The sequence below is a fragment of the Cryobacterium sp. HLT2-28 genome, from assembly GCF_004402495.1.
Lineage (GTDB): Bacteria > Actinomycetota > Actinomycetes > Actinomycetales > Microbacteriaceae > Cryobacterium > Cryobacterium mannosilyticum.
Genome location: NZ_SOFH01000023.1, coordinates 383,568 through 406,101, shown reverse-complemented (window position 1 = coordinate 406,101; position 22,534 = coordinate 383,568). Strand labels below are relative to the sequence as shown.

Annotated in this window: 19 protein-coding genes; 10 read left to right on the top strand and 9 right to left on the bottom strand. The window is 69.2% G+C overall.

Going from position 1 to position 22,534, the window contains the following annotated elements; translation table 11 throughout:
* Window positions 1-20: 20 nt before the first annotated feature.
* The 5 genes from E3O48_RS13360 to mgtA all read left to right on the top strand — a co-directional run bounded on the left by E3O48_RS13360 (window position 21) and on the right by mgtA (window position 7,733).
* On the top strand, window positions 21-1,412 hold the full coding sequence (locus E3O48_RS13360) for a cation:dicarboxylate symporter family transporter (RefSeq protein WP_134539462.1): 1,392 nt from the start codon (window positions 21-23) through the stop codon (window positions 1,410-1,412).
* 279 nt (window positions 1,413-1,691) lie between these two features.
* A complete protein-coding gene (locus tag E3O48_RS13355) occupies window positions 1,692-2,978 on the top strand; it encodes a glycine betaine/L-proline ABC transporter ATP-binding protein (protein WP_241982531.1) in 1,287 nt (428 codons plus the stop codon).
* On the top strand, window positions 2,975-3,904 hold the full coding sequence (locus tag E3O48_RS13350) for a proline/glycine betaine ABC transporter permease (protein WP_134539460.1): 930 nt from the start codon (window positions 2,975-2,977) through the stop codon (window positions 3,902-3,904). The genes E3O48_RS13355 and E3O48_RS13350 overlap by 4 nt, the downstream gene beginning before the upstream one ends.
* A gap of 103 nt (window positions 3,905-4,007) precedes the next feature.
* Window positions 4,008-4,901, top strand: coding sequence for a glycine betaine ABC transporter substrate-binding protein (locus tag E3O48_RS13345; protein WP_134509633.1), 894 nt, complete (start codon window positions 4,008-4,010; stop codon window positions 4,899-4,901).
* Between the two features lie 183 nt (window positions 4,902-5,084).
* Window positions 5,085-7,733 (top strand): magnesium-translocating P-type ATPase, encoded by a 2,649-nt coding sequence (gene mgtA / locus E3O48_RS13340; RefSeq protein ID WP_241982530.1) that lies wholly within the window; start codon window positions 5,085-5,087, stop codon window positions 7,731-7,733.
* Window positions 7,734-7,775: 42 nt separating this feature from the next.
* Here mgtA and E3O48_RS13335 read toward each other — a convergent pair whose 3' ends face one another.
* Window positions 7,776-8,219: a flavodoxin domain-containing protein gene (locus tag E3O48_RS13335; RefSeq protein ID WP_134509629.1), complete on the bottom strand. Its 444-nt coding sequence runs from the start codon at window positions 8,217-8,219 to the stop codon at window positions 7,776-7,778.
* Between the two features lie 204 nt (window positions 8,220-8,423).
* On the opposite strand from E3O48_RS13335, the gene E3O48_RS13330 reads away from it, so the two are divergent.
* Window positions 8,424-9,731 carry an HNH endonuclease signature motif containing protein gene (locus E3O48_RS13330; protein ID WP_134539456.1) on the top strand — a complete coding sequence of 436 codons (1,308 nt, stop codon included), beginning with the start codon at window positions 8,424-8,426 and terminating at the stop codon, window positions 9,729-9,731.
* A 50-nt stretch (window positions 9,732-9,781) separates the two neighbouring features.
* On the opposite strand, the gene E3O48_RS13325 is transcribed toward E3O48_RS13330, so the two are convergent.
* The 6 genes from E3O48_RS13325 to E3O48_RS13300 are packed head-to-tail and all read right to left on the bottom strand — an operon-like array spanning window position 9,782 to window position 14,758.
* The gene (locus E3O48_RS13325) at window positions 9,782-10,138 is read right to left on the bottom strand and encodes a DUF1801 domain-containing protein (protein WP_134509625.1); all 357 of its coding nucleotides are present in this window, start codon (window positions 10,136-10,138) and stop codon (window positions 9,782-9,784) included.
* A gap of 20 nt (window positions 10,139-10,158) precedes the next feature.
* Window positions 10,159-10,938 (bottom strand): alpha/beta hydrolase, encoded by a 780-nt coding sequence (locus E3O48_RS13320; protein ID WP_134539454.1) that lies wholly within the window; start codon window positions 10,936-10,938, stop codon window positions 10,159-10,161.
* A gap of 58 nt (window positions 10,939-10,996) precedes the next feature.
* Window positions 10,997-11,590 (bottom strand): energy-coupling factor transporter transmembrane protein EcfT, encoded by a 594-nt coding sequence (locus E3O48_RS13315; RefSeq protein WP_198413068.1) that lies wholly within the window; start codon window positions 11,588-11,590, stop codon window positions 10,997-10,999.
* A gap of 28 nt (window positions 11,591-11,618) precedes the next feature.
* The gene (locus tag E3O48_RS13310; RefSeq protein ID WP_134539450.1) at window positions 11,619-12,299 is read right to left on the bottom strand and encodes an energy-coupling factor ABC transporter ATP-binding protein; all 681 of its coding nucleotides are present in this window, start codon (window positions 12,297-12,299) and stop codon (window positions 11,619-11,621) included.
* Complete coding sequence (locus E3O48_RS13305) at window positions 12,296-12,904, bottom strand: biotin transporter BioY (protein WP_134539448.1); 609 nt, start codon at window positions 12,902-12,904, stop codon at window positions 12,296-12,298. The genes E3O48_RS13310 and E3O48_RS13305 overlap by 4 nt, the downstream gene beginning before the upstream one ends.
* Before the next feature lie 45 nt (window positions 12,905-12,949).
* On the bottom strand, window positions 12,950-14,758 hold the full coding sequence (locus tag E3O48_RS13300) for a glycoside hydrolase family 15 protein (protein WP_134539446.1): 1,809 nt from the start codon (window positions 14,756-14,758) through the stop codon (window positions 12,950-12,952).
* Window positions 14,759-14,787: 29 nt separating this feature from the next.
* Here E3O48_RS13300 and E3O48_RS13295 point away from each other — a divergent pair, with 29 nt between their 5' ends.
* The gene (locus E3O48_RS13295) at window positions 14,788-16,164 is read left to right on the top strand and encodes a glucose-6-phosphate dehydrogenase (protein ID WP_134539444.1); all 1,377 of its coding nucleotides are present in this window, start codon (window positions 14,788-14,790) and stop codon (window positions 16,162-16,164) included.
* A gap of 38 nt (window positions 16,165-16,202) precedes the next feature.
* Here the strand turns inward: E3O48_RS13295 and E3O48_RS13290 are convergent, their stop codons facing one another.
* Window positions 16,203-16,634, bottom strand: a complete 432-nt coding sequence (locus tag E3O48_RS13290; RefSeq protein WP_134539443.1) for a hypothetical protein — start codon at window positions 16,632-16,634, stop codon at window positions 16,203-16,205.
* A 93-nt stretch (window positions 16,635-16,727) separates the two neighbouring features.
* On the bottom strand, window positions 16,728-16,916 hold the full coding sequence (locus E3O48_RS13285; protein WP_134509611.1) for a hypothetical protein: 189 nt from the start codon (window positions 16,914-16,916) through the stop codon (window positions 16,728-16,730).
* Between the two features lie 128 nt (window positions 16,917-17,044).
* On the opposite strand from E3O48_RS13285, the gene E3O48_RS13280 reads away from it, so the two are divergent.
* The 3 genes from E3O48_RS13280 to E3O48_RS13270 are packed head-to-tail and all read left to right on the top strand — an operon-like array spanning window position 17,045 to window position 22,525.
* Window positions 17,045-17,662: a TetR/AcrR family transcriptional regulator gene (locus E3O48_RS13280; RefSeq protein WP_134539441.1), complete on the top strand. Its 618-nt coding sequence runs from the start codon at window positions 17,045-17,047 to the stop codon at window positions 17,660-17,662.
* 4 nt (window positions 17,663-17,666) lie between these two features.
* Window positions 17,667-20,609, top strand: coding sequence for an MMPL family transporter (locus E3O48_RS13275; protein WP_134539439.1), 2,943 nt, complete (start codon window positions 17,667-17,669; stop codon window positions 20,607-20,609).
* Window positions 20,606-22,525 (top strand): YhgE/Pip family protein, encoded by a 1,920-nt coding sequence (locus E3O48_RS13270; RefSeq protein WP_134539437.1) that lies wholly within the window; start codon window positions 20,606-20,608, stop codon window positions 22,523-22,525. Before E3O48_RS13275 ends, E3O48_RS13270 begins: the two co-directional genes overlap by 4 nt.
* Window positions 22,526-22,534: the final 9 nt, after the last annotated feature.

The window sequence follows — 22,534 nt, the reverse complement described above, 5'->3', positions numbered from 1 at the left end:
ACTAGACAAAGGAGTCTTTCATGGCATCACCGCGAGTATCTCGCGCCGGCAAGCCGGCGAAACGGATCGACAAGTCCCACTACCTCTACCTGGCGGTCATCATCGCCGTCGTCCTCGGCGTCATCGTCGGGCTGGTCTTCGGCGGCCCGGACGGCTTCGCCGTGTCCCTCAAGCCGCTCGGCGATGTCTTCATCGCCCTGATCAAGATGATGATCTCGCCGATCATCTTCTGCACGATCATCCTCGGCATCGGGTCGATCGCCAAGGCCGCCACGGTCGGCAAGATCGGCGGGCTGGCGCTCGGCTACTTCCTCGTCATGTCCACCTTCGCCCTGGCCATCGGCCTGGTGGTCGGCAACCTGATCCAGCCCGGCGCCGGCCTCAACCTCAAACCGGCCGACTATGTGGCGCCGGTGGCCGCCGACTCGCAGGGCTTCCTGCTCGGGATCATCCCGACGACGCTGTTCTCCGCGCTCACCGCCGGCAACATCCTGCAGACCCTCCTCGTGGCCCTGATCGCCGGTTTCGCTCTGCAGAAGATGGGCAAGGCCGGCAAGCCGATCCTCGAGGGCATCGCCCACGTGCAGGCGCTGGTCTTCCGCATCCTGATCATGGTGATGTGGCTCGCGCCGATCGGCGCCTTCGGCGCGATCGCGGCGGTCGTCGGCTCCACCGGCATCCAGGCTGTGATCAGCCTCTTCACCCTGATGGGCGCGTTCTACCTGACCTGCGCCCTGTTCATCGTGGTCATCCTCGGCGGGCTGCTCAAGATCGTCACGGGCGTCAACATCTTCAAGCTGATGCGCTACCTCGGCCGGGAGTACCTGCTCATCTTCTCCACCTCCTCCTCCGAGGCAGCCCTGCCCCGACTGATCGCCAAGATGGAGCACCTGGGGGTGTCCAAGCCCGTCGTCGGCGTCACCGTCCCCACCGGCTACTCCTTCAACCTCGACGGCACGGCCATCTACCTGACCATGGCGTCGCTGTTCATCGCCACCGCGATGGACCAGCCGCTGCAACTGGGGGAGCAGATCGGGCTGCTCGTCTTCATGATCATCGCGTCCAAAGGGGCGGCCGGCGTCTCCGGCGCGGGTCTGGCCACCCTCGCCGCGGGACTGCAGGCCCACGCCCCGCAGCTGCTCGACGGGGTCGGCTTCATCGTGGGCATCGACCGGTTCATGTCCGAGGCCCGCGCGCTGACCAACTTCACCGGAAACGCGGTGGCCACCGTGCTGATCGGATCGTGGACCAGGGAGATCGACCGCGCCCAGGTCGACCGGGTGCTCGACCGCCAGGACCCGTTCGACGAGACGACCATGATCGCGCACCACGGCGCCCCGGTCTCCCCGGTCGAACGCCCCGACGAGGCAGAAACGCCGGAGCTCGCCGGAGCCTCGACCGCGGCCCGCTGACCGGGAGCAGGGCGTCCGCGAAAAGGGGCCGACCACCCCCGAAAAGGGGGATTGTGTTAGAGTGATCCTTGGTCTAACGACCCTTCACCAGAACGCGAACACGAAGCCGCCAGCCTTGTCGGCCGTGGGCGTACGGTGAGGCTCTGATGGAGTCGGCCCCATGGTCGCCCCAGCCCCCGCCGGAATGGTGCCGGGCCGGTCACGGCCCACCCGTTCGACAAAGCGTGCACCCGATCGTCGACCGTGAGAACGGCCACGCCGTCGTGCATCGGAGAATCCGTGACCGAAACTATTGCCGTCAAGGCCGATCGACTGTACAAAGCGTTCGGGCGCCGCCCGCACGAAATGGTCAAGAAACTGACCGGCGGGGCCACCCGCGACGAGGTGGCCTCCCTGGGCACCGCCGCCGTCATCGACGCCTCCTTCGAGGTGCGACGCGGAGAGATCTTCGTCGTGATGGGACTGTCCGGTTCGGGCAAATCCACCCTCATCCGCATGCTCAACGGGCTGCTCGACGCGACCTCCGGCACCGTGACGGTCGCCGGGCAGTCCATCACCGGGATCCCGGCCAAGCAGCTGCGTGATGTGCGCCGCAACAACGTCTCCATGGTGTTCCAGCACTTCGCGCTGCTGCCGCACCGCACCGTGATCGACAACGTCGCCTACGGCCTCGAGGTGCAGGGCGTCGCCCGGGCCGAGCGCCTGGAGCGCGCGAGCACCATCATCCGTCTGGTCGGCCTCGACGGCTGGGCCGACAGCCTGCCCTCCGAACTCTCCGGTGGCATGCAGCAGCGCGTCGGCCTCGGCCGTGCGCTCGCCGCCGACACCGACGTGCTCCTGATGGACGAGGCGTTCTCCGCACTCGACCCGCTGATCCGCCGCGAAATGCAGGAACAGCTGATCGAACTGCAGGCCGAGCTCGGCAAGACCATCATCTTCATCACCCACGACCTCAATGAGGCGATGTTCCTCGGCGACCGGATCGCGGTGATGCGCGACGGGCGCATCGTGCAGATCGGCACACCCGAGGAAATCCTGACCGACCCCGCAAACGACTACGTCGCCCAGTTCGTGCAGGACGTCGACCGCGCCCGGGTGCTCACCGCGGCGAGTGTCATGGAGCCGGTCCGCAGTGTCGTGACGATCACGGCCGGCCCCCGCGCAGCTCTCCGCACCATGCGGGACCTGCAGACCTCCGCGACGTTCGTGCTCAACCGGGACCGCAGCTTCGCCGGGGTCGTTCGTGACCGCGATGTTCTGCGCCAGGTCAAGGCCGGCGAGACCGACCTGCGCTCCATCATCCGCGGTGACGCCACCTCGGTCACCCCGGACACCCCCCTGGTCGACCTGGTCGAACCCTCGGTCGGCAGCGACCTGGCGATCGCTGTGGTCGATGCGAAGAACCGGCTCCTCGGCGTGATCCCCCGGGTGACCCTGCTGGCCGCCCTCGGCAACGTCAGCACCACCACGGGTGAGCTGCCCGTGATCGAGCCTCCGGCCACCATCTCCACCAAGGTGATCACCGAAACGCTGCGCGAAACCGCTCTGGAAGGAGCCGAACTGTGAACGACTTCCGACTTCCCCTGGGCACCATCGTCGAGGGTTTCATCGACTACATCACCGAAACGTTCGGGTTCCTCTTCGACTTCATCCGTGCCGTGTTCAAGGGTGCGTTCGAACTTGTCGACGTGCTCCTGGTCTCCCCGCCGTTCTGGGTGATCATCGTTGTCGCCGCGGCGCTGGCCTACTTCACCAGAGGCTGGAAGTTCACCCTCGGCACGGTGGCCGGCCTGGTCGTCATCCTCGGCGTCGACCAGTGGGAGAACGCCATGGACACCCTGGCGCTGGTGCTCGTTGCGAGCCTCCTTGCCATCGTCTTCAGCGTGCCGCTGGGAATCCTGGCGGCGAAGTCGAAGGTCGCCTCGCGCATCATCAAGCCGATCCTCGACTTCATGCAGACCATGCCGGCCTTCGTCTATCTGATTCCCGCGCTCATCCTGTTCCGGGTCGGCGTCGTCCCCGGCATCGTCGCGACCATCATCTTCGCGATGGCACCCGGAGTTCGGCTCACCGAGCTCGGTATCCGCGGCGTCGACCACGAGGTCGTCGAGGCCGGCCAGGCCTTCGGTGCATCGCCGTGGCGCATCCTGCGGCAGATCCAGCTTCCCCTGGCCATGCCGACGATCATGGCCGGCATCAACCAGGTCATCATGCTGTCCCTGTCGATGGTCGTCATCTCCGGAATGGTCGGTGCCGGCGGTCTCGGCGCCGAGGTCGTCGCCAGCCTGAACCGGATCGACGTCGCGCTCGGCTTCGAAGCGGGCCTGGCCGTGGTGATCCTCGCGATCTACCTCGACCGGTTGACGGCCGCGCTCGGCACGGGCGGCACGCCGCTCGGCCGGTTCTTCGGCTCCCTCCGGCGTCGCCCTCGGGCGGTCGTCGCCGCCGCCGACGATGTACCTGCCCGCACACACGAGCCGGTCGCGGTCTGACCCAGCTTTTCCCGGATGCTGTCGCATCCGTTCAGCGCGGCCATGCCGTGCACGTCCAGCATGAACTCGGTCGCCCCAAGCGGCGACAAGGTAAGGAAACCACATGAAGAACCGTTCGAAAACCATGATCGCCATCGGCGCCGTCGGGCTCCTCGCCCTCACCGGGTGCACGGCCGCGGACTCGAGTGTCGGCCACGGCAACAAGGATAAGAAGGACATGACCATCGCCGTGTTCAACGGCTGGGATGAGGGCGTCGCCGCCTCCGAACTGTGGAAGGCGATCCTCGACGAGAAGGGTTACAACGTCAAGCTTGAGGAAGCGGATGTGGCTCCCGTGTTCTCCGGCCTCTCCACCGGCGACTACGACGCCACCCTCGACGTCTGGCTGCCCGACACCCACGCCTCCTACCTCAAGGAGTACGGCGACGACATCGTCGACCTCGGCGCATGGAACGACAAGGCGAAGCTCACCATCGCGGTGAACGCCGACGCCCCGATCGACTCCCTCGCCGACCTGGCCGCGAACGCCGACAAGTTCGACAACCGGATCGTGGGCATCGAGCCGGGCGCCGGACTGACCGCGGCGACGACCGAGAAGGTCATCCCCGCCTACGACCTGAAGAAGATGGACTTCGTCACCTCGTCGACGGCTGCCATGCTCACCGAGCTGACCGCGGCAACCAAGGCCGGCGAGAACATCGTCGTCACCCTGTGGCAGCCGCACTGGGCCTACAGCGCCCTGCCGATCAAGACGCTCGAAGACCCTGAGGGTGCCCTGGCGGCAACCGAGAGCCTGCACACCTACGCCAGGTCCGACTTCAAGAAGGACTTCCCGAAGGCCGCCGGCTGGCTCGCGGGCTACAAGATGGACCTCGACCAGCTGCAGTCGCTCGAGGACGCCATGTTCGTCAAGTACGATGGCAGCGACTACGGCCCCGTGGTCGCGAAGTGGATTTCCGAGCACCAGGACTACGTCGACTCGCTGACCAGCAAGTAGCGTCGGCCCGTCCCACCCGAAGACCCCCGTCGAGATCGACGGGGGTCTTCCTCGTGCCCGCTGTCGACTCGGTTGCGGCCGCACCCGGTGTATCCCGGGCGGGTCCGGGTTCGGTTAGTCTCTGCAGTAGCGCCATCGAGGGCGCCCTACCGGCGGAGGCCGTTGCCAATGCCGGACCCGGTCGTGACGCAATCCCTGGCCGGTGCGGCCAACCGCCGGGCCGAGGACGTGCTGCACGACCTGGGGTCGTCGTCCGCGGGGCTGACCGTGGCGGATGCGGCCGGCCGGCTGATCGCGAACGGGCCAAACGCGGTGCGCACCCACAAGGCGGGCGTCTGGTCCGTGTTGTGGCGGCAGCTGCGCAGCCCCATCCTGATCCTGCTCATCATCACCGCCGGTCTCTCCCTGTTCCTCGGCGACGTCACCAATTCCATCGTGATCGGGGTCATCCTCCTCGCCAGTGTCGGGTTGGGCTTCAGCAACGAGTACCGGGCAGAGCTTGCGGCCGAGGCGCTGCACAGCCGCGTCACGCACCGGGCCGTCGTTCTTCGTGGCGGCGCCCCGGCCCAGATCGACGTCGTGGAGATCGTCCCCGGTGACGTGGTGCACCTCGGGCTCGGGGCCATCGTCCCCGCCGACATCCGGTTGCTCACCTGCGAGGATCTGCTCTGCGACGAGAGCATCCTCACTGGCGAGTCGCTCCCGGTGTCGAAAGACCCGGCGCCGGTCGCGGCGGGCGGAGCGCTGGCCGACCTCACCTCCTGCATCCTGATGGGCACGGTGATCCAGTCCGGCAGCTGCACCGGGGTCGTCGTCGCCACCGGGGGACGAGCCGAATTCGGCCGGATCGCCCTCGGCCTGGGCGAACGCCAGCCGCAGACCGAGTTCCAGGTCGGGCTCAGAAGATTCTCGGTGCTGTTGCTGCAGGTGGCACTGGCGCTGACCTCACTGATCCTCATCGCCAACCTGCTGCTGCAGCGCCCGCTGCTGGAATCCCTGCTCTTCTCCCTCGCGATCGCCGTCGGGATCACGCCGCAGTTGCTCCCGGCCGTGGTGAGCACCGGCCTCGCGACCGGCACCAGGCAGTTGGCGCGACGCAAGGTGCTGGTCAAACGGCTGGTCTCGATCGAGGACCTCGGCGACATGGACGTCCTCGTGACCGACAAGACCGGAACGCTGACTGAGGGCCGGATCGCGTTCACCGCGGCGCTGCCGGCCCGGTCCGGTGACCCGGCCGACGACCTGCTCCGGCTCGGGCTGCTGGCCACCGAGGTGGACTACTCGGCCGGGCCGATCTCGACGCTCGGGCAGAATCCGCTGGACGCGGCGCTCTGGGAGTCGCCGCGCGCCACCGCGATCGAACTCACCGGGCACCGCCGGCTCGACGTCATCCCCTTCGATCACGAACGTCGGATGACCAGCGCACTGGTGACCGGGCCGGACGGGCGGGCGTTCCTGGTGACCAAGGGATCCCCGGAGGATGTGCTGCGCGCCTGCACAGGCATCCGCCCGGAGGCGCAGGCGCTGCTTGACGAACAGTACGATGCCGGCGCCCGGGTCGTCGCCGTCGCCACGCGGGAGGCCGTCGGCCGGACCGGCATCTCCCCGGCTGACGAGCGGGATCTCGTCCTCCAGGGCTTCCTGGTGTTCCTGGACCGGCCGAAGGAGAACGCGCGTGAATCCCTGGAGCGCTTGGACAGGCTGGGGATCACGGTGAAGATCGCAACCGGTGACAACGCCCGGGTCGCCGAGAAGGTGTGCGCCGACCTGGGACTTGTCTCAGGCGGCACCCTCACCGGCCCGGATATCGACCGGCTGTCCGACTCCGAACTCGGCAGAGCGGCCGCGGAGGCGAGCATTTTCGCCCGGGTGTCTCCCGAGCAGAAGGCCCGGGTGATCAGGCTGCTCCGGGAGAACGGGCGCGCCGTGGGCTTCCTCGGGGACGGGGTGAACGATGCGCTGGCCCTCCACGACGCCGACATCGGGATCTCCGTGGACAGCGCCACGGATGTCGCCAAGGACGCCGCAGACGTGGTGCTTCTGGACAAAGACCTCGGGGTGCTCGCCGACGGGGTCATGGAGGGTCGGCGGATCTTCGCCAACACCATCAAGTACGTGCTGATGGGCACGTCCAGCAATTTCGGCAATATGTTCAGTGCCGCGGCAGCGTCCGTGGCGCTCAGCTTCCTGCCCATGCTGCCCGGCCAGATTCTGCTGAACAACCTGCTGTACGACGCGGGTCAGCTGGCCATTCCCGGCGACCACGTCGACAAGGAACAGCTGCTCGCACCGGCCCACTGGAACATCGCGTTCATCCGCCGGTTCATGTTGTTGTTCGGTCCGATCAGTTCCCTGTTCGATTTCGCGACGTTCGCACTCATGCTGGGGGTTTTCCAGGCGGCGCCAGGGGAATTTCGGGCGGGATGGTTCATCGAGTCCCTGGCCACCCAGACGCTGATCATCTTCGCGATCAGGACCCGGCGGGTCCCGTTCCTGCGCAGCAGACCGTCACTCGGACTGACGGCGGCGGCCATCACTGTGGTGGCGGTCGGAGTGTTCCTTCCGTTCTCGCCGCTCGCGGGCCTGCTCGGGTTCGAGCCGCTGCCGGCGCCGTTCTTCCTGGCACTGGCCGGGATGACGGTGCTCTACCTCGTGCTGGTGGAGGTCGCCAAGTCCTGGTTCTTCTCTCGGGCGGCCCAGCGGCCGGCCGGCGTGCGCCAGCGGCCGGCCAGTCACCAGATCGGCCGGCGGGCGGCGCGGTTCAGCATCACGGCACCGGTTGCGGTCGTCGGAGCCGTTGGGCCTCGTCGGTCCCGGCGCCACCGCTTATAGCGACCGAAGGTCTGAGCGTGGACGCGGTGGTCGGGCCGTGGCTCAGCGCCGCAGGGTGGGCATGATCGCGCCGGCCCATTCGGCGGCCTTGTCGAGCTCGCCCGTGGCCATGGGGCCTTCGCGCCCCTCCACGATGAAGCCGTGAGGTTTGGCCACGATGTGGGCGCCGGCATGCTCCAGGGCGTGGGAGATCTTTCCGGCGGCGTCGCCGTGGATGAACAGGCGCAGTCGGGTGTCGAATGCCGCAGCCCTCACGCCGTGCAACATGCCGACGCCGAGTTGGGCGAGGAAGGCCTGCATCCGCGGTGACGGCCGCCAGCCGATGATGGGGCAGCCGACGACGAGGAGTTCAACGCCGGTGAGGCGCTCGGGGGTGAGGCCGGAAACGGAGACGACAGCGGTGCCCTCGCCGAGTTCCGCGGCGATCTTCTCGGCCACGATTCGCGTGGTGCCGTAGTTGGAGTCGTAAACGACGAGTGTGCTCATGGTGGTACCTCCAGCGATCGGGTTCGGGTTGGTGCTGGTGTGACCAGTGTGGCCCCGCGGGATGGGTGCGGCAAGGGGGTCCGTGGCTGTCGAGATCACCGCCGGCCGGTCCTCCACAAAGCGTGTTTGATCAGGTTATCCACACCCCGGTGTGGGGTCGGTTGGGGGCCGGGGAATGTCGGTGGCTGGTCGTAGTGTGCGGGTATGGCCACCCTGGTGAGCACCACCCAGCAGCAGCTCGGACTGCTCTTTGACGCGGTCGCGGTCGCGGACCGGGTGATCGCGCAGTGTTTCGCGTTCCGGGCGGAGTTGATCGATCAGACCCGCCGGTTCAGCGAGGCGCACGCGGGGGAGATCCCGCGGGGACCGCAAGCGTTGTGGAGCCGGGAGGAGATCGCGAAGCGGGAGCTCTCCAGCGAGCTGGCCGTGACGCTGCGGATCCCGGAGCGCAGCGCGGAGACCCTGCTCGCGGAGAGTAAGGCCCTGGTCCAGGACCTCCCCGCAACCCGGGCGGCGTTGCATGACGGGGTGATCAGTTACCGGCATGCGCAGACGATCGTCCAGCAGTCCTGGTCGATCCCGGTCGAGGGTTTGGCCGCGTTCGAACAGGCCCTGTTGCCCTCGGCGGAGCATTTGACGGTGGCCAAGCTCAAGCACAAGGCCCGGCTGCTGCGGGAACGGTTGCATCCGGAGACGATCACGGCGCGGCATGCCGAGTCGATCGCGCAGCGCACCTCGTCCGTGGAGGCCGGGGCCGACGGGATGGCGACGTTGTTCCTGACGACGGGGGCGGAGCTGGTGCAGGCGATTTTCACCCGGGCCACCGACCTCGCCGCCAGCCTGCAAGGGCCGGACGAGACGCGCACGCTCACCCAGGTGCGCACGGATGTGCTCAGTGACCTGTTGATCCACGGGGTCACCCCGACCGGTGTCGGCACCGGGGTCAAGGCCACCGTGCAGGTGACCGTGCCGGTGCTGACGCTCCTCGGCCACAGTGAGGAACCCGGGTATTTGGAAGGGTATGGGCCGATCGACCCCGCGACGGCGCGGGATCTGGCGTCGCGGGCGCCGAGCTTCACCCGGTTGCTCACCCACCCCGAGACCGGGGTGATCCTCTCTGTGGGGAGGGACCGGTACAAGCCGCCCAAGGCGATGCGCCGCTTCCTGCGCCTGCGCGATGAGACCTGCCGTTTTCCGGGCTGCAACCGGCCGGCAAGGGGTGCCGAACTTGATCACAGTCATGATTGGGGGTTGCTCGGCGAGACCGCGCACGACAACCTCGCCCATTTGTGCAGACCCAACCATGCGCTGAAAACTCAGACCCGGTGGAGCGTCGCCCAGCAACCGGGCGGCATCCTCACCTGGACGTCACCGACCGGGCGGGAGTTCATCACCGAACCCGCCACGATACTGCCGACCGTCCTCCCCACCGGGCCGCCGAAAGCGGGCCCGCCGACAGCCTTACCGCCGACAGCCGCAGCGTCGGACCTCCCCGACGACCCGCCGTTCTGACCAGGCCTTGCCGGGTGGCCTGCTGAAAAAGGAGGGCATTCCCGCCCTGGTTACCTGGTGCCGAGCTCGCGCACCTGGCGGAGCCACTCGGCCTGGAGGGGGAGATCGAGATCGGCGCTGCTGCGGAGTTTCACCGAACTCATCCGGCCGGAACCGGCGGCCTCCAGTCGGCCTGAGGTGTCCGTGATGTCCTGGCCTCGCCACAGCAACAGGGTGACGTAGGCCGGATACGCCTTGAAGCCGGCGACCGGGGTCTTCGCGGCGAGCCAGACCGGGTGGCCGTGCCACATCTGCCCGTCCGCCCGCGGCAGCGCCTCGTCGAACTGCGCCCGCAGGGTCCTGCCGATGGCGGCGAGGTTCTCCGGGAGGGATTCCAGATACTCGTCGACTGTTGCGGGGGAAGGCATGGTGGGGCTCCTGTCTGCTGCTAGCGGGAGGTCGAATCGGCCAGGAACGCGGTGAGGTTCCGGGTGATCGCGGCGGCCACGGCATCCGTCGACGCGGTCGCGATGCCGTCCCCGACCTCCACTCCGTAGTCGCCGAACCGGGCGTGATTGGCCCCCGGGATCTCCACGAATCTGGCGGTCGCCGGGAGCAGCCCGGCGGTGTCGGCGATCTTCGCCGGGGTGCTCAGGGCGTCCGCGCTGCCCGTGAGGCTCAGTACCGGCAGGTCGTCCCTGGCCAGTGGGGCCGCGCAATAGCTTCCGAAGAGCACCAGCCCGGCGACCTGGGGTTGGTCGGCGTACAGGCACGCCCGCACTCCGCCGAGGGAGTGTCCGCCCACCAGCCAGGTCGTGACGCCGGGGGCGACCGTGGTGAACGTGTCGAGCGGCCGAAGGTCGAGGATGGCGAGGTTCAGCACCGGTTTGGTGATGACCACTGTCAGCCCGGTCTCTTCCACCGTTCCCGCGAGTTTGTAGAGATAGGCATACGGGTCCACCCGGGCACCCGGGACGAAGACGAGACCGACACCGGATGCGCCCGTTTTCGGGGCGATCACGACCGCGTTCGCGGTATCGGTCACCGAGACGGCAGGATTGCCGAACACCCTGTCGGCGGCACCCCGGTCGACGGTGCGCACCGTGTTGGCCCGGACCAGGAAGACGACGATCGCGAGCACGAACGAGGCGAGGGCCGCCCAGCCGATCAGGCGCACCCGGCGCAGGATCCGGCCCGGCCGGGAGTCGGCGGTCGCAGTCTGGGACATCGTTCCTCTTCTGTCGGGCGCGCGGTCGGCGCGGGCTCCCAATCTAGAGCGGATACGCTCAGTCGTCGAGTCCGCGCGCCACCAGAGCCTCACCGATCGCGTCCGCCGCGTACAGCGACCGCACGACCACCGGCACCGCCAGGGCGAGCAGGGAACCCTGCGTGCCTCTGGCCCTCCGCGCTTCGAGAACCTCCGCGACGATCTCGGCGACGAGCGGGATGCAGCGCAGGGTGAGCGCGACGAGCAGCCCGACACGGTCCGCATCGATCCAGCGGCGGAACGGGTGCAGCAGCGCCTGGAACCCTTCGAGAACCGCTGTGACGGTCGTCGTGAGGGTGAACAGGGCCGCCAGGGCGACCGCGACCACCAGGCGACCGGCCATCATGCCCGCCGTCGTCCAACCGGCGAACAACGCCTGGAGCGGCACGGCGATGATGAGGATCCAGAGGATCGGGCCGATCTGCTGCCAGGCCGGCCGAGGGGGGATGCCGGCCACGACGTAGAGGACGAAGACGGCGCCGAGGGCGACGAGCAGCTGCCAGGGCTGCCCGAGCAGTCCGACTACGGTCACGCCGACGGACAGGAGCAGCAGCTTGAGCAGGGTCGGCGTGCGGTGGATGATCGAGGATCCCGGGTGGTAGAGGCCGATCACGACGGCCGGCTCCACTTGTCCGGCGCCCTCACGCGAGCAGCTCCCGGTAGGAATCGAGGGCGGCATCCGGGCTGCCGTCGAAGGCAACTTCGCCCTCGTCGATCACCACGACACGGTCGAACCCGGCCAGAAGCTCGAGCTGGTGCGTCACGACGATGACCTGCTGGCTCATTTCCTGGAGGAGCTCGGTGATCCGCCGGGCGTTCCGGGCGTCGAGAAGCGTTGTCGGCTCGTCCGCCACGACGATTTTCGGCTCGGCCACGAGCACGGCGGCCAGGGCCAGCAGTTGCTTCTGCCCGCCGGAGAGCCGGTGGGCGGGGTGGTCGGCGTGGGCGGTGAGTCCGAACCGGTCGAGGGCTGCCGCCGTGCGTTCGGCCACCTGCTCGCGGGTGAGTCCCCGCCGGCGCAGGGTGAAGGCCACGTCCTCCTGCACGGTCGGCATCACGATCTGGTTGTCGGGGTTGGTGAAGATGAAGCCGACCTGTCGGCGCACCTCCCTGGCGTTCCGGGCCACATTGAGGCCGTCGACGCTCACGGTTCCGCTGGTGGGGGTGATCAGCCCGTTGATCATCCGCACCAGGGTGGACTTGCCGGAGCCGTTCGCCCCGACGACCCCGATCCGGTGCTCGCTGAGGTCGAGCCGGATGTCCCGCAGAACGCTGCGCTTCCCATAGGAATGGGATACCCCGTCGAACGTGATCCGGGTCATCGACCCGCGTGCCCCGCCGTCATTGACGGCTTGCGGCGGAGGGCTCCCGGGATCAGACCGGGGTAGGCCTTGTGCACCTGGCGGGCGACCAGCACGGTGACGACGGCCTTGGCCACGTCGCCGGGCAGGAACTTGGCGCTGTCGACGAGCGCCGCCCAGAGCGGCAGGCCCAGGTTGACTGCGGTGACCGGCACGCCGAACAGGTAGACCACGACGATGCCGCCGAGGACGGTCGCCGCCAGGGCCGGCCAGAACGGGTACCGGGGGAGCAGCACCGCGGTGAGGTAGCCGATGACGGCCACCCCGGCGAGCCAGCCGTAGAGGTAGCCGGTCGACGGCGAGGTGGTGAACCAGACGAGCCCGCCGCGCCCGCCGGAGAGCAGCGGAAGACCGGCCGCCGTGAGAACGAGGAAGAGGAGCACGGCGAAGAAGCCCTTGCGCGCACCGAGGATCGCCCCGGCGAGCATCACGCCCAGGGTCTGGAAGGTGATCGGCACCGCGACGGCGCCGATCGTCAGGGCGCCGGGGAGCCCGAGGGCGGCAATGAGGGCGGCAAAGATGGCGATCTGGGCGAGATCGCGCACGGTGAGGGTTCGGGCAGTCATGTTCTTCAATCTAGAATTCGGGGCCACCCCTCCGCTGGGGAAGACCTACAAAGAATCGGCCGGATCTCTGGTCGAGGCCTCTGAAACGCAGCCGGCGATCGCGTCGGCCGCCCGCACGAGGGCCAGGTGACTGAGCGCCTGCGGGGTGTTCCCGGCCTGCAGCCCGGCGTCGATGTCGTATTCCTCCGACAGGAGCCCGACGTCGTTGGCGAAGCCGACGAGGCGATCCATCAGTGTCACCGCTTCCGCCTCACGGCCGGAGTCCGCGTACTGTTCGACCAGCCAGAATGAGCAGGCCAGGAACGGATGCTCGCCCGCGGCCAGGCCGTCCACGCCGGCGTCCGTCCGGTAGCGGAGCACAAGGCCCTGGTGCAGCAGGTCGGCTTCGATCGCGGCGACCGTGCCGAGCATCCGCGGGTCCGACGCGTCGCAGAAGCCGACCTGCGGGAGCACCAGGAGCGAGGCATCGACCTCGTCTCCACCGAAGTACTGGGTGTAGCTGTTCCGGGCGCTGTTGAAGCCGCGCTGCTCGATCTCGCCGCGCACCTCGTCGCGGAGCCGCGTCCAGCGTTCCACCGGCCCGGGCAGCCCGAACTCGGTCGCGCCGCGCACCAGCCGGTCGAACGCGGCCCAGACCATGACCCGGGAGTGGGTGAACTCCCGGGCCGGCCCGCGCACCTCCCAGATGCCCTGGTCGGGCCGTGACCAGTTCTGTTCGAGGAAACCGGCGAGCGCTCGCTGTAGCGGCCAGGAGAACTCGGTCTCGGCGACGCCGGCCTCCCGGGCGGCGTGCAGGGCCACCATCACCTCGCCGATCACGTCGGACTGGAACTGGTCGACGGCGCCGTTACCCACCCGCACCGGTCCGGAGCCGCGGTACCCGGGCAGGCTGGGCAGCTCGCGCTCGGGGAGGTACCGCTCCCCGGCCAGCCCGTACATGATCTGCACGTCGTTCGGGTCGCCGGCCACGGCCCGCAGCAGCCAGGCCCGCCAGCCCTGGGCCTCCACTTCGTAGCCGTGGGAGAGCAGCACGGTCAGGGTCAGCGCCGCGTCCCGAAGCCAGACGTAGCGGTAGTCCCAGTTGCGGCTGCCGCCGCGCAACTCGGGCAGGGAGGTGGTCGCCGCGGCGACGATGCCCCCGGTCGTCTCGTGGGTCAGCGCCCGCAGCACGAGCATCGAACGCACGACCTCGTCCCGGTACGGCCCTTCGTGCGTGCAGGTCCCGGCCCAGCCCCGCCACCACTCGGCCGTCGTCGCGTACGCCGCCGAGACGTCCAGAGCGGGCGGGGGCTCTCGGTGCGAGGGATACCAGGAGAGCTGCAGGTCGACATCCTCGCCGGCGTGGACGCGGAAACGGGCCGCGTGCCGATGGTCTGCGGCGTGCAGCGCCGGACCGCGCACGATGATCGCGTCCGGGCCGGCCACCGCGACCAGGCCGTGGTCGCCGCCGGTCGTCACCTGGCGCACCCATGGCATGGTCGTCGCGTAACCGAAACGGATGCGCAGGTCCTCGGTCATCTCCACGGTCCCCGATACTCCGCGCACCCGGCGCAGCACATCGGCGCGATGGTCCCCGTGCGGCATGAAATCGGTCACCTCGACCGAACCGCCGGGCGTCGTCCACAGCGTTGTGAGGATGAAGGTGCCCTCGTCATAGGAGCGGGTGCAGGTCGACGCCGGGTCGGCCGGGGCGAGCAGCCAGCGCCCATGGTCCTCGTCGCCCAGCAACGCGCCGAACATCGACGCCGAGTCGTACCGGGGGAGGCAGAGCCAGTCGATGCTTCCATCCCTGCCGACCAGCGCGGCCGAGTGGCAATCGCTGATCAGCGCGTAATCCTCGATATTGAGTGCCATGCAGTCATCCTGCCAGCTACGTTGGGCTGATGACCAAGCCAATCTCGACGCTCCTGATCCTCGGCGCCGGCGGGGACCTTGCCGCCCGGCTGCTTCTTCCCGCCCTCGGCCAGCTGCTCACCGCGCACCCCGACCGGCGGGTTCAACTGATCGGGGCAGGTCGAGAGGAATTCAGCCCCGCCGAGTGGCTGGCGAGGCTGACCACGTCGTTCGCGCTGGGTGAGGGGGCCGGCGCCGCAGTGGAGAACGTCCTCGAGACAACGGAGTACCACACGAGCGACCTGGCCGATCCAGCCGAGCTGGAGCGCCTGATCGCGCTGTGCTCCGGTGTGCCCGCGATCTACTTCGCCCTGCCGCCGGCCATCGCGGCCGGGGTCTGTGACGCCCTCGCCGATGTAGCCCTGCCCGACGGCACCCAACTGGCCCTGGAGAAGCCGTTCGGCGTCGACGAGCAGGGTGCCATCGCCTTGAACGCGCGGTTGGCCAGGCTCGTTCCGGAGGACCAGATCCACCGGGTCGACCACTTCCTCGGGCGCTCCACCGTGCTCAACCTCGTGGGACTGCGGTTCGCCAACCGGATCTTCGAACCACTCTGGAGCAACATCCACATCGAACGCGTCGACGTCGTCTACGACGAACAGCTCGGTCTCGAGGGCCGCGCGGGCTACTACGACCGGGCCGGCGCCATGGTCGACATGATCCAGAGCCACCTCCTGCAGGTTCTGGCGGTGCTCGCCATGGAACCGCCATCGTCGCTGGATTCCGCCGACCTCCGAGACGCCAAGGGCATCGTGCTGCGTGCCACCCGGCTCCGCGGCGGCAGCCCCACCCGCTCCAGCAGGCGCGGACGCTACACCGCGGGAACGGTCGACGGGAAGAGCGTCCCGGCCTACCTCGACGAGAAGGGCGTTCTGGCGGCCAACGACACCGAGACCCTGGCCGAGGTGACGTTCGAAATCGACAACTGGCGGTGGGCGGGAGTGCCGTTCACCCTCCGCTCCGGCAAGGCGCTCGCCGAACGCCGCCGGGAGATCGCCATCACGTTCAAGCCCGTGCCCCACCTGCCGGTCGGGCTCAGCGGGCTGCCGGGCCCGACCGTGCTGCGCATCTTCCTCGGGCCGGACGAGATGGCCATCGACCTCAACCTGAACGGGCCGGGAGACCCGCACACCCTCGACCGGGTGCGCCTCGCGGCATCCTTCGGTCCGGGCCAGCTGCTGGCCTACGGTGAGGTGCTCGAGGGGGTGCTCGACGGTGATCCAGCCCTGTCGGTGCGGGCGGACACCGCGGTGCAGTGCTGGCGAATCGTGGCGCCCATACTGGCGGCCTGGCGCGCCGGGAAGGTGCCGCTGGAGGACTACCCGGCAGGCACTGACGGCCCGGCGGAGTGGAAGAAGCTCGGCTGAACGGAGGCCGGTCGAGGAGAGCTAGGCGACGTGGAGGGCTATGCGACGAGGCGAGCGCGCTCTTCCGGCTGCTGGGCCGACGGGGTCACGGGCTGGGCGGCGGAGAAAATCGGAAGGTGCACGGGAACCTTCGACGATGCGCGCTCGGGTTCCGCGCGCCCGGGTTCGGCCCACACTGAGATCGGCGCGGGGGTCCACGGCAGCGCGGTGGGCTCGGCGACGACCTCGCCGCGCAGGAGGGCAGTCTCGGTGCGCAGCACGGCGGCGAGCGAGGCGGCGATCTGGTGGGCTTTGAGGCCGTGGAAGATCACGTCGGTGTCGCTCTCGCTGCGGGGGACGAGGGTCCACTTGCCCTGGGCGCCCACCAGCTGTGAGAGCTGATCGTGCAGGAGGGTGAAAACCTGTTCGTCACTGAGCTCGGGAACGGGTGCGGCAATGACCGGTGCGACGCGACGTCGGCGACCAAACATTGGTGGCCCCTTTCAATTGGCATGCTCGTGTTCCTATCAGTCTGCCGCCCGGAAGGGGGCTTGACCGGATGACACGCCGCAGGAAACCGCAAGTCAGCTGTCGATTTGCCGTTCGTCCGCGTCCTTCATGACCGTGCCGATTGCGACCGCGGCGCTGAGCGCCCAGCCCAGCCACATCAGCACTAGGCGCCAGTCGCGAGGCCCGCTCCTGGTGGCCTGAAAGATGTTCCACCCGCCGGCGATGACGCCGATCATGGCGCTACTGAAGATGAACTTTCGCATGTGAGGGCCTCCTGCCTCCTACGCTACTGGGCCGGGCCGGCTCGCGCTCCCTCCGGGTTACCCGCGTGTTGCCTCGATCGCTGACCGATCGTGCAGAACCTGACCGATCGGTCAAGTAAGGTGAACGGGTGCCTCCAGAATCTTCCCCGACTCCTCCCGCGCTCACCCGGCCGAGCACCGGCGACGAGCTGCGGGCCACCGCGCTCGCCCAATTCGCGTCGATCGGCTTCGCCGGCACGTCGCTGCAGCAGATCGCCGACGCCGCCGGCTATTCGAAATCGAGCGTGCTGTACCACTTCGCCTCGAAGGAGGCGTTGCTGGGGGAGGTCCTCACTCCCGCGATCGACCGGCTCGAGGTCATCCTCAACCGGTACGTCGATGCCCCCGACGGCGCGGCGTCGCGGCGGCGGTTCGTCGACGATTTCATCGACTTCCTGCTCGAGTTCCGGCTCGAGCTGCACACCTTCATCAACCAGGCCCAGTCCCTTCGCGGCATCCCCGTCATCGACCGGGCGGGCGTGCTGATCGTTCGCCTCTCCGACACCCTCTGCCACGACGGTGCCAGCACGGAAGACCGCATCCGTTTCGGTATCGCCCTCGGCGGCGCCGCGTACACCCTGGTCGCGGGGATGACCTTCCTCGACAAGGACATCGCCCCGGCGGACGAGATCCGCCAGGCGCTCTCCGTCGTGATCACCGAGCTCCTCGCCCCCGTCGCCGTCCACACGTCCCAGTCCCGGAAGTAGCACCATGGCCACCCTGCTCTACCGCATCGGACATTTCGCCTATCGCCGCGCCTGGCTCGTGCTCGGCATCTGGGTTCTCCTCCTGGCCGGGATCCTCGGCGGCGGCTTCGCCCTCGGCGGCCACAGCCAGGAGTCCTACGCGATCCCCGGCACTGAATCGCAGGACACCATCGACAAGCTCGCGGAGGTGTTCCCGGCCGCTGCGGGCGCCCAGGTTCAGGTCGTCTACCGGGCGCCGGACGGGGCATCCGTCACCGCTCCCGCTTACCGGGACGCCATCGAGGAGATGGCCACCGCTCTCGGTGATGTGCCCGGCGTCGACGGCGTGATCACCCCGTTCTCCGAGTACGCCTCCGGCGCGATCTCGAAGGATGAATCGACCGCGTTCAGCCAGGCGCAGCTCAGCGGGCCGTCGACCACGGTCACCCAGGCCACTCTCGACGGGCTGACCGCGACCGCGTCCATCGGCCGGGACGCGGGCCTCCGGGTGGCGTTCGGCGGCCAGGTGTTCCAGGACAACACGTTCGGCATCACCATCACCGAGGTCTTCGGCCTGCTCTTCGCCGGGGTCGTGCTGCTCGTCACCTTCGGCTCGCTCATCTCCGCCGGGATGCCGCTGCTGATGGCCCTGATCGGTGTCGGGGTGGCAATCGGCGGCATCACCGCGATCTCCGCATTCGTGCCTGTCTCCAGCACCGCCCCCATGCTGGCCCTCATGCTCGGCCTCGCCGTCGGCATCGACTACTCCCTGTTCATCCTGTCCAGGCATCGCACCCAACTGGCGCGTGGCACCGACCCGCACGAGTCCGCCGCGACGGCCGTGGCCACGGCGGGCAGTGCCGTCGTGTTCGCCGGGCTGACCGTCATCATCGCCCTGCTCGGGCTGCTCGTCGTCGGGATCCCGTTCCTGAGCGTGATGGGGGTGGCCGCGGCATTCGCTGTCCTCGTGTCGATCGGGGTCGCGATCACCCTCCTGCCGGCGATCCTCGGCCTGTCCGGGGCGAGGCTCGCCCCGAAACCCGGCGGCCGGGCGCACCGCCGGGCGATGATGCCCGACACCGGCCGGCCCACCCTCGGCCGGCTCTGGGTCGGCGTCGTGCTCAAAGCGCCCGCGCTCGTGGTGCTCGTCGTCGTCGGGATCCTCGGCACCCTGGCCATTCCGGCCCTCAGCCTCGACCTCAACCTGCCCGACGGCGCCTCCGAACCGGCCGCGTCCACCCAAAACAAGGCCTACACCCTGATCGCCGACGGTTTCGGGCCCGGCTACAACGGCCCGCTGATCGTGGTCGTCGACATCACCCAGACGACGAATATCTTCGCCGACCTCGACACCATCGGAGCGCGCCTGCGCGCCCTGCCCGACGTCGCCTTCGTCAGCAAGGGAACGCCGAACCCGACGGTCGACACCGCCATCATCCAGGTCATGCCCGGCAGCGCCCCGAACGCCCCGGAAACGAAGGACCTCGTTCAGTCCATTCGTGCCCTCGCGCCCGAGATCGACGCGTCCCTGGGCACCCCCATCGCGGTGACCGGCGCGACGGCCGTCTCGATCGACATCTCCAACCGGCTCGGCAACGCGTTGATCCCGTTCGCGTTGATCGTCGTCGGGCTGTCGATCCTCCTTCTCACCATGGTCTTCCGTTCGATCTTCGTGCCGGTCAAGGCCGCCCTCGGCTTCCTGCTCTCCGTGTTCGCGTCGATCGGCGCCACCGTCGCGATCTTCCAGTGGGGCTGGTTCGCCGACCTGCTCGGCGTCGCCCACCCCGGGCCGATCCTGAGCTTCCTGCCGATCCTTCTGATGGCCGTGCTGTTCGGTCTCGCCATGGACTACGAGGTCTTCCTCGTCTCCGGGATGCGCGAGGAATTCGTCGCCAGCGGCCGCCCCCACGACGCCATCGTGCACGGCTTCTCGCACGCCGCCCGGGTCGTCACGGCGGCCGCGCTGATCATGTTCTTCGTCTTCTTCGCCTTCGTGCCGGACGGAACCGGCGCGATCAAGGGCATCGCCTTCGCCCTGGCCATCGGCGTGTTCCTCGACGCCTTCCTCGTGCGGATGACCCTGGTTCCGGCCGCGATGGCGCTCGCCGGCCGCTGGGCGTGGTGGCTGCCGCGCCCCCTCGACCGGCTCCTGCCCGACGTCGACATCGAGGGCGTCGGTCTGCGCCGGCACCTCGACGACAGTGTGTGGGCCCAGGCCCAGGATGCCGTGATCACAGCGGAGGCCGCCGTGCTCGGCGTTCCGGAAAGTCGGCTCGGGCCGCTCGACCTCACGGTGGCCGCGGGCTCCGTGGTGTTCGTCACGGCCGGCGCGACCCGTCGCCGCGTGCTCGCCGCGACCCTCGCCGGGCGCCTCGACCTCGTCTCAGGACGACTCCAGGTGTGCGGAGCGCCGCTTCCCAGCGAGCGGAGCACGGTCATGCGCACCGTCGCCCTCGCCGAGGTAGGCGGCCGGCACGACACCGGGCTCACCGTCGGCGAAGTGCTGGCCGAACGACTCGACCTCGCCCACCCGTGGCACCGCACCGCCAGGCGCCGCGCTGAGCTCACCGTGTGGCTGGGCCGTCTGGAGATCGCCCTCCCGCAACCGTCCGGCAGGTGCCCGATCACGGCGGCCACGCCCATGGCCACCCTGCCGGCCATCGACCGGGCCGTTGTGCTGGTCGCGGCGGCGCTCGCAGAACGCCCCCGCGTCGTCTTCGTCGACCTCGGTGACGGGCTCCCCATCGATCCGGGGGGCCGGGACCTCGTCGTCATCCTGGCGGCACTGGCCCCGGCCGCCACCACGATCATCCTCGGCTCAGGATCGGATTCCGGGTTCGGTTCCGTCGCCTCCCGAGCTTCCGAATACGGTGCGAGAGCCGTGCAGGAGATCACCCTTGACGCCGTGGAAGACGACGCCACTCTCGACAGAGACTCCGCCCTCGACAGAAAGGCCCTCCAGCGATGAGCACGAGGCTTGATCGACTGTTCAGCCGCACGCCAGGGCAGCGACGGTGGGCCCTCACCGCGCTGCTGGCCGGCCTGATCGTGGTGCCCCTTGCCGTCGCCGGCCTCTTCGCCGGCGCGCTCGCAAGCGCCGACCAGCGGGTCGACACCCTGCCGGCGCTCGTCGTCAACAACGACACGTTCGTCACGACCACCCTGCCCGACGGCTCGCAACAGAAGGTGCTCGCCGGGCGCCAGCTCGTCACCGAAATGACCAGACCGGCGAAGGCCGGCTCGCCGTCCACCGGCTTCGCCTGGGCGATCTCCAACTCGACGGATGCCGCCGCCGCGCTCGCCGCGGGGCAGGCCTACGCCGTGCTCACCATCCCGGCCGACTTCTCCGCCTCGGTCACCTCGCTCGGCGGGAAGGCTCCCACCCGGGCCGACCTCGGCATCCGTACCGACGATGCCCACTCCTACCTGGCCGGTTCGGTCGCGCAGTCGGTGGGCACCGCGATGACGGGGATGTTCGGCCGCGAGATCACGGCGCAGTACCTCAGTGCCCTCTACTCGAACCTGTCCGGGTTGGGCGAATCCCTCACCCAGGCGTCCGACGGCGCCGCCCAGGTTTCCTCCGGGGTGACCGGCGTCGCCACCGGCCTCGACAGCCTGGCCTCCGGGGCGGCCTCCGCGGCTTCCGGGGCGGCCTCCGCGGCATCGGGCGCCGCCGCTCTTTCCTCCGGGGTCGCGGGATACACGGGCGGGGTCGACGCCTTGAGCTCCGGCCTGGCCGGCCTCGGCTCCGGCGCGGCCGGGCTCAGCCGGCTCAGCGATGGCTGGGCGCAGTACACCGGGGGAGTCGGCAGCGCCGCGGCCGGCTTCGGCTCGCTGACCGCAGCCCTGCTCGCCAACCCCACGAATGCGCCCTACGCCCAGTCCCTGGCCGGCTACCAGGACGTTCTGGACACCCTGGCCGGGCAGGGGAACGCGCTCAGCGGCCAGACCACGACCGCGCTCAGCGGGGTGCAGGACGGCATCACCCAGAGCGCCGCGGGCGCATCCCGCCTTGCCGCCGGATCGGCACCGCTGCGCACGGGGGCGAGCGACCTCGCCACCGGGATCTCGGGGCTCTCCGATGGTGTCGCGGGGCTCTCCGGGGGAACCGCGGCCGCGGCATCCGGCGCCCACCAGCTCGAATCCGGAGCCGGCGAACTCGCGGCAGGACTCAAGGACGGCGCGGCCAGTGCCTCCAGGCTGAGCGAGACCGACCCTCAGCAGACCGCCGCCGTCGTGTCCGAACCGGTCGCCATCGTCAGCACCCGTGACAACCCGGTGGATTCGATCGGGCCGATCATCGGCATGGTCTTCGTGCCGGTCGGCCTGTGGATCGGTGCGCTGGCGATCTTCCTGGTGCTGAGGCCGCTCTCCGCGACGGCCCTGGCCTCCACCGCCGGGACCGGCCGCCTGGTCGGGCGCGCCCTCGGCCGGGCCTTCCTGGTCGCGGCGGCGCAGGCCGTCGTGGTCGTGGCCCTGTTGCACAATGCGCTCGGGGTGTCCTGGCTGTTGCTGCCGTCGACCCTGGCCTTCGCGGTCTTCCTCGCGTTCGTCTTCGTCGCCGTGCACCACTTCCTCGTCACCGCCTTCGGCCGCGTCGGGATAGTGGCTTCCCTGGTGCTGCTCGCGCTGCAGATCACCGCGGTCGGCGGCCTCTACCCGATCGAACTGGTGGCGAAACCGTTCCAGCTGGTGAGCCCGTTCCTGCCGTTGACCTGGGCGGTCAAGGGGATGCAGGCCATCACCGCGGGCGACGGCGCGAATGCGGCGGCCCCCGCGGCCTTCCTGGCCCTGTTCGCGCTGTCCGCTGTGCTCTTCTCGCTCTGGACCGTCGCCCGGCGGCGCGGGGCGCGCTCGTTCGGAGTGTCCCTGGCCCGCGGGTAAGGCTGTTGG

Coding starts and splice junctions, on each gene's coding strand:
- E3O48_RS13360 (WP_134539462.1), top strand. CDS start 21: ATGGCATCACCGCGAGTATCTCGCGCCGGCAAGCCGGCGAAACGGATC.
- E3O48_RS13345 (WP_134509633.1), top strand. CDS start 4,008: ATGAAGAACCGTTCGAAAACCATGATCGCCATCGGCGCCGTCGGGCTC.
- E3O48_RS13335 (WP_134509629.1), bottom strand. CDS start 8,219: ATGAGCACACTCGTCGTTTACGACTCCAACTACGGCACCACGCGAATC.
- E3O48_RS13330 (WP_134539456.1), top strand. CDS start 8,424: ATGGCCACCCTGGTGAGCACCACCCAGCAGCAGCTCGGACTGCTCTTT.
- E3O48_RS13325 (WP_134509625.1), bottom strand. CDS start 10,138: ATGCCTTCCCCCGCAACAGTCGACGAGTATCTGGAATCCCTCCCGGAG.
- E3O48_RS13320 (WP_134539454.1), bottom strand. CDS start 10,938: ATGTCCCAGACTGCGACCGCCGACTCCCGGCCGGGCCGGATCCTGCGC.
- E3O48_RS13310 (WP_134539450.1), bottom strand. CDS start 12,299: ATGACCCGGATCACGTTCGACGGGGTATCCCATTCCTATGGGAAGCGC.
- E3O48_RS13305 (WP_134539448.1), bottom strand. CDS start 12,904: ATGACTGCCCGAACCCTCACCGTGCGCGATCTCGCCCAGATCGCCATC.
- E3O48_RS13300 (WP_134539446.1), bottom strand. CDS start 14,758: ATGGCACTCAATATCGAGGATTACGCGCTGATCAGCGATTGCCACTCG.
- E3O48_RS13295 (WP_134539444.1), top strand. CDS start 14,788: ATGACCAAGCCAATCTCGACGCTCCTGATCCTCGGCGCCGGCGGGGAC.
- E3O48_RS13290 (WP_134539443.1), bottom strand. CDS start 16,634: ATGTTTGGTCGCCGACGTCGCGTCGCACCGGTCATTGCCGCACCCGTT.
- E3O48_RS13285 (WP_134509611.1), bottom strand. CDS start 16,916: ATGCGAAAGTTCATCTTCAGTAGCGCCATGATCGGCGTCATCGCCGGC.
- E3O48_RS13275 (WP_134539439.1), top strand. CDS start 17,667: ATGGCCACCCTGCTCTACCGCATCGGACATTTCGCCTATCGCCGCGCC.
- E3O48_RS13270 (WP_134539437.1), top strand. CDS start 20,606: ATGAGCACGAGGCTTGATCGACTGTTCAGCCGCACGCCAGGGCAGCGA.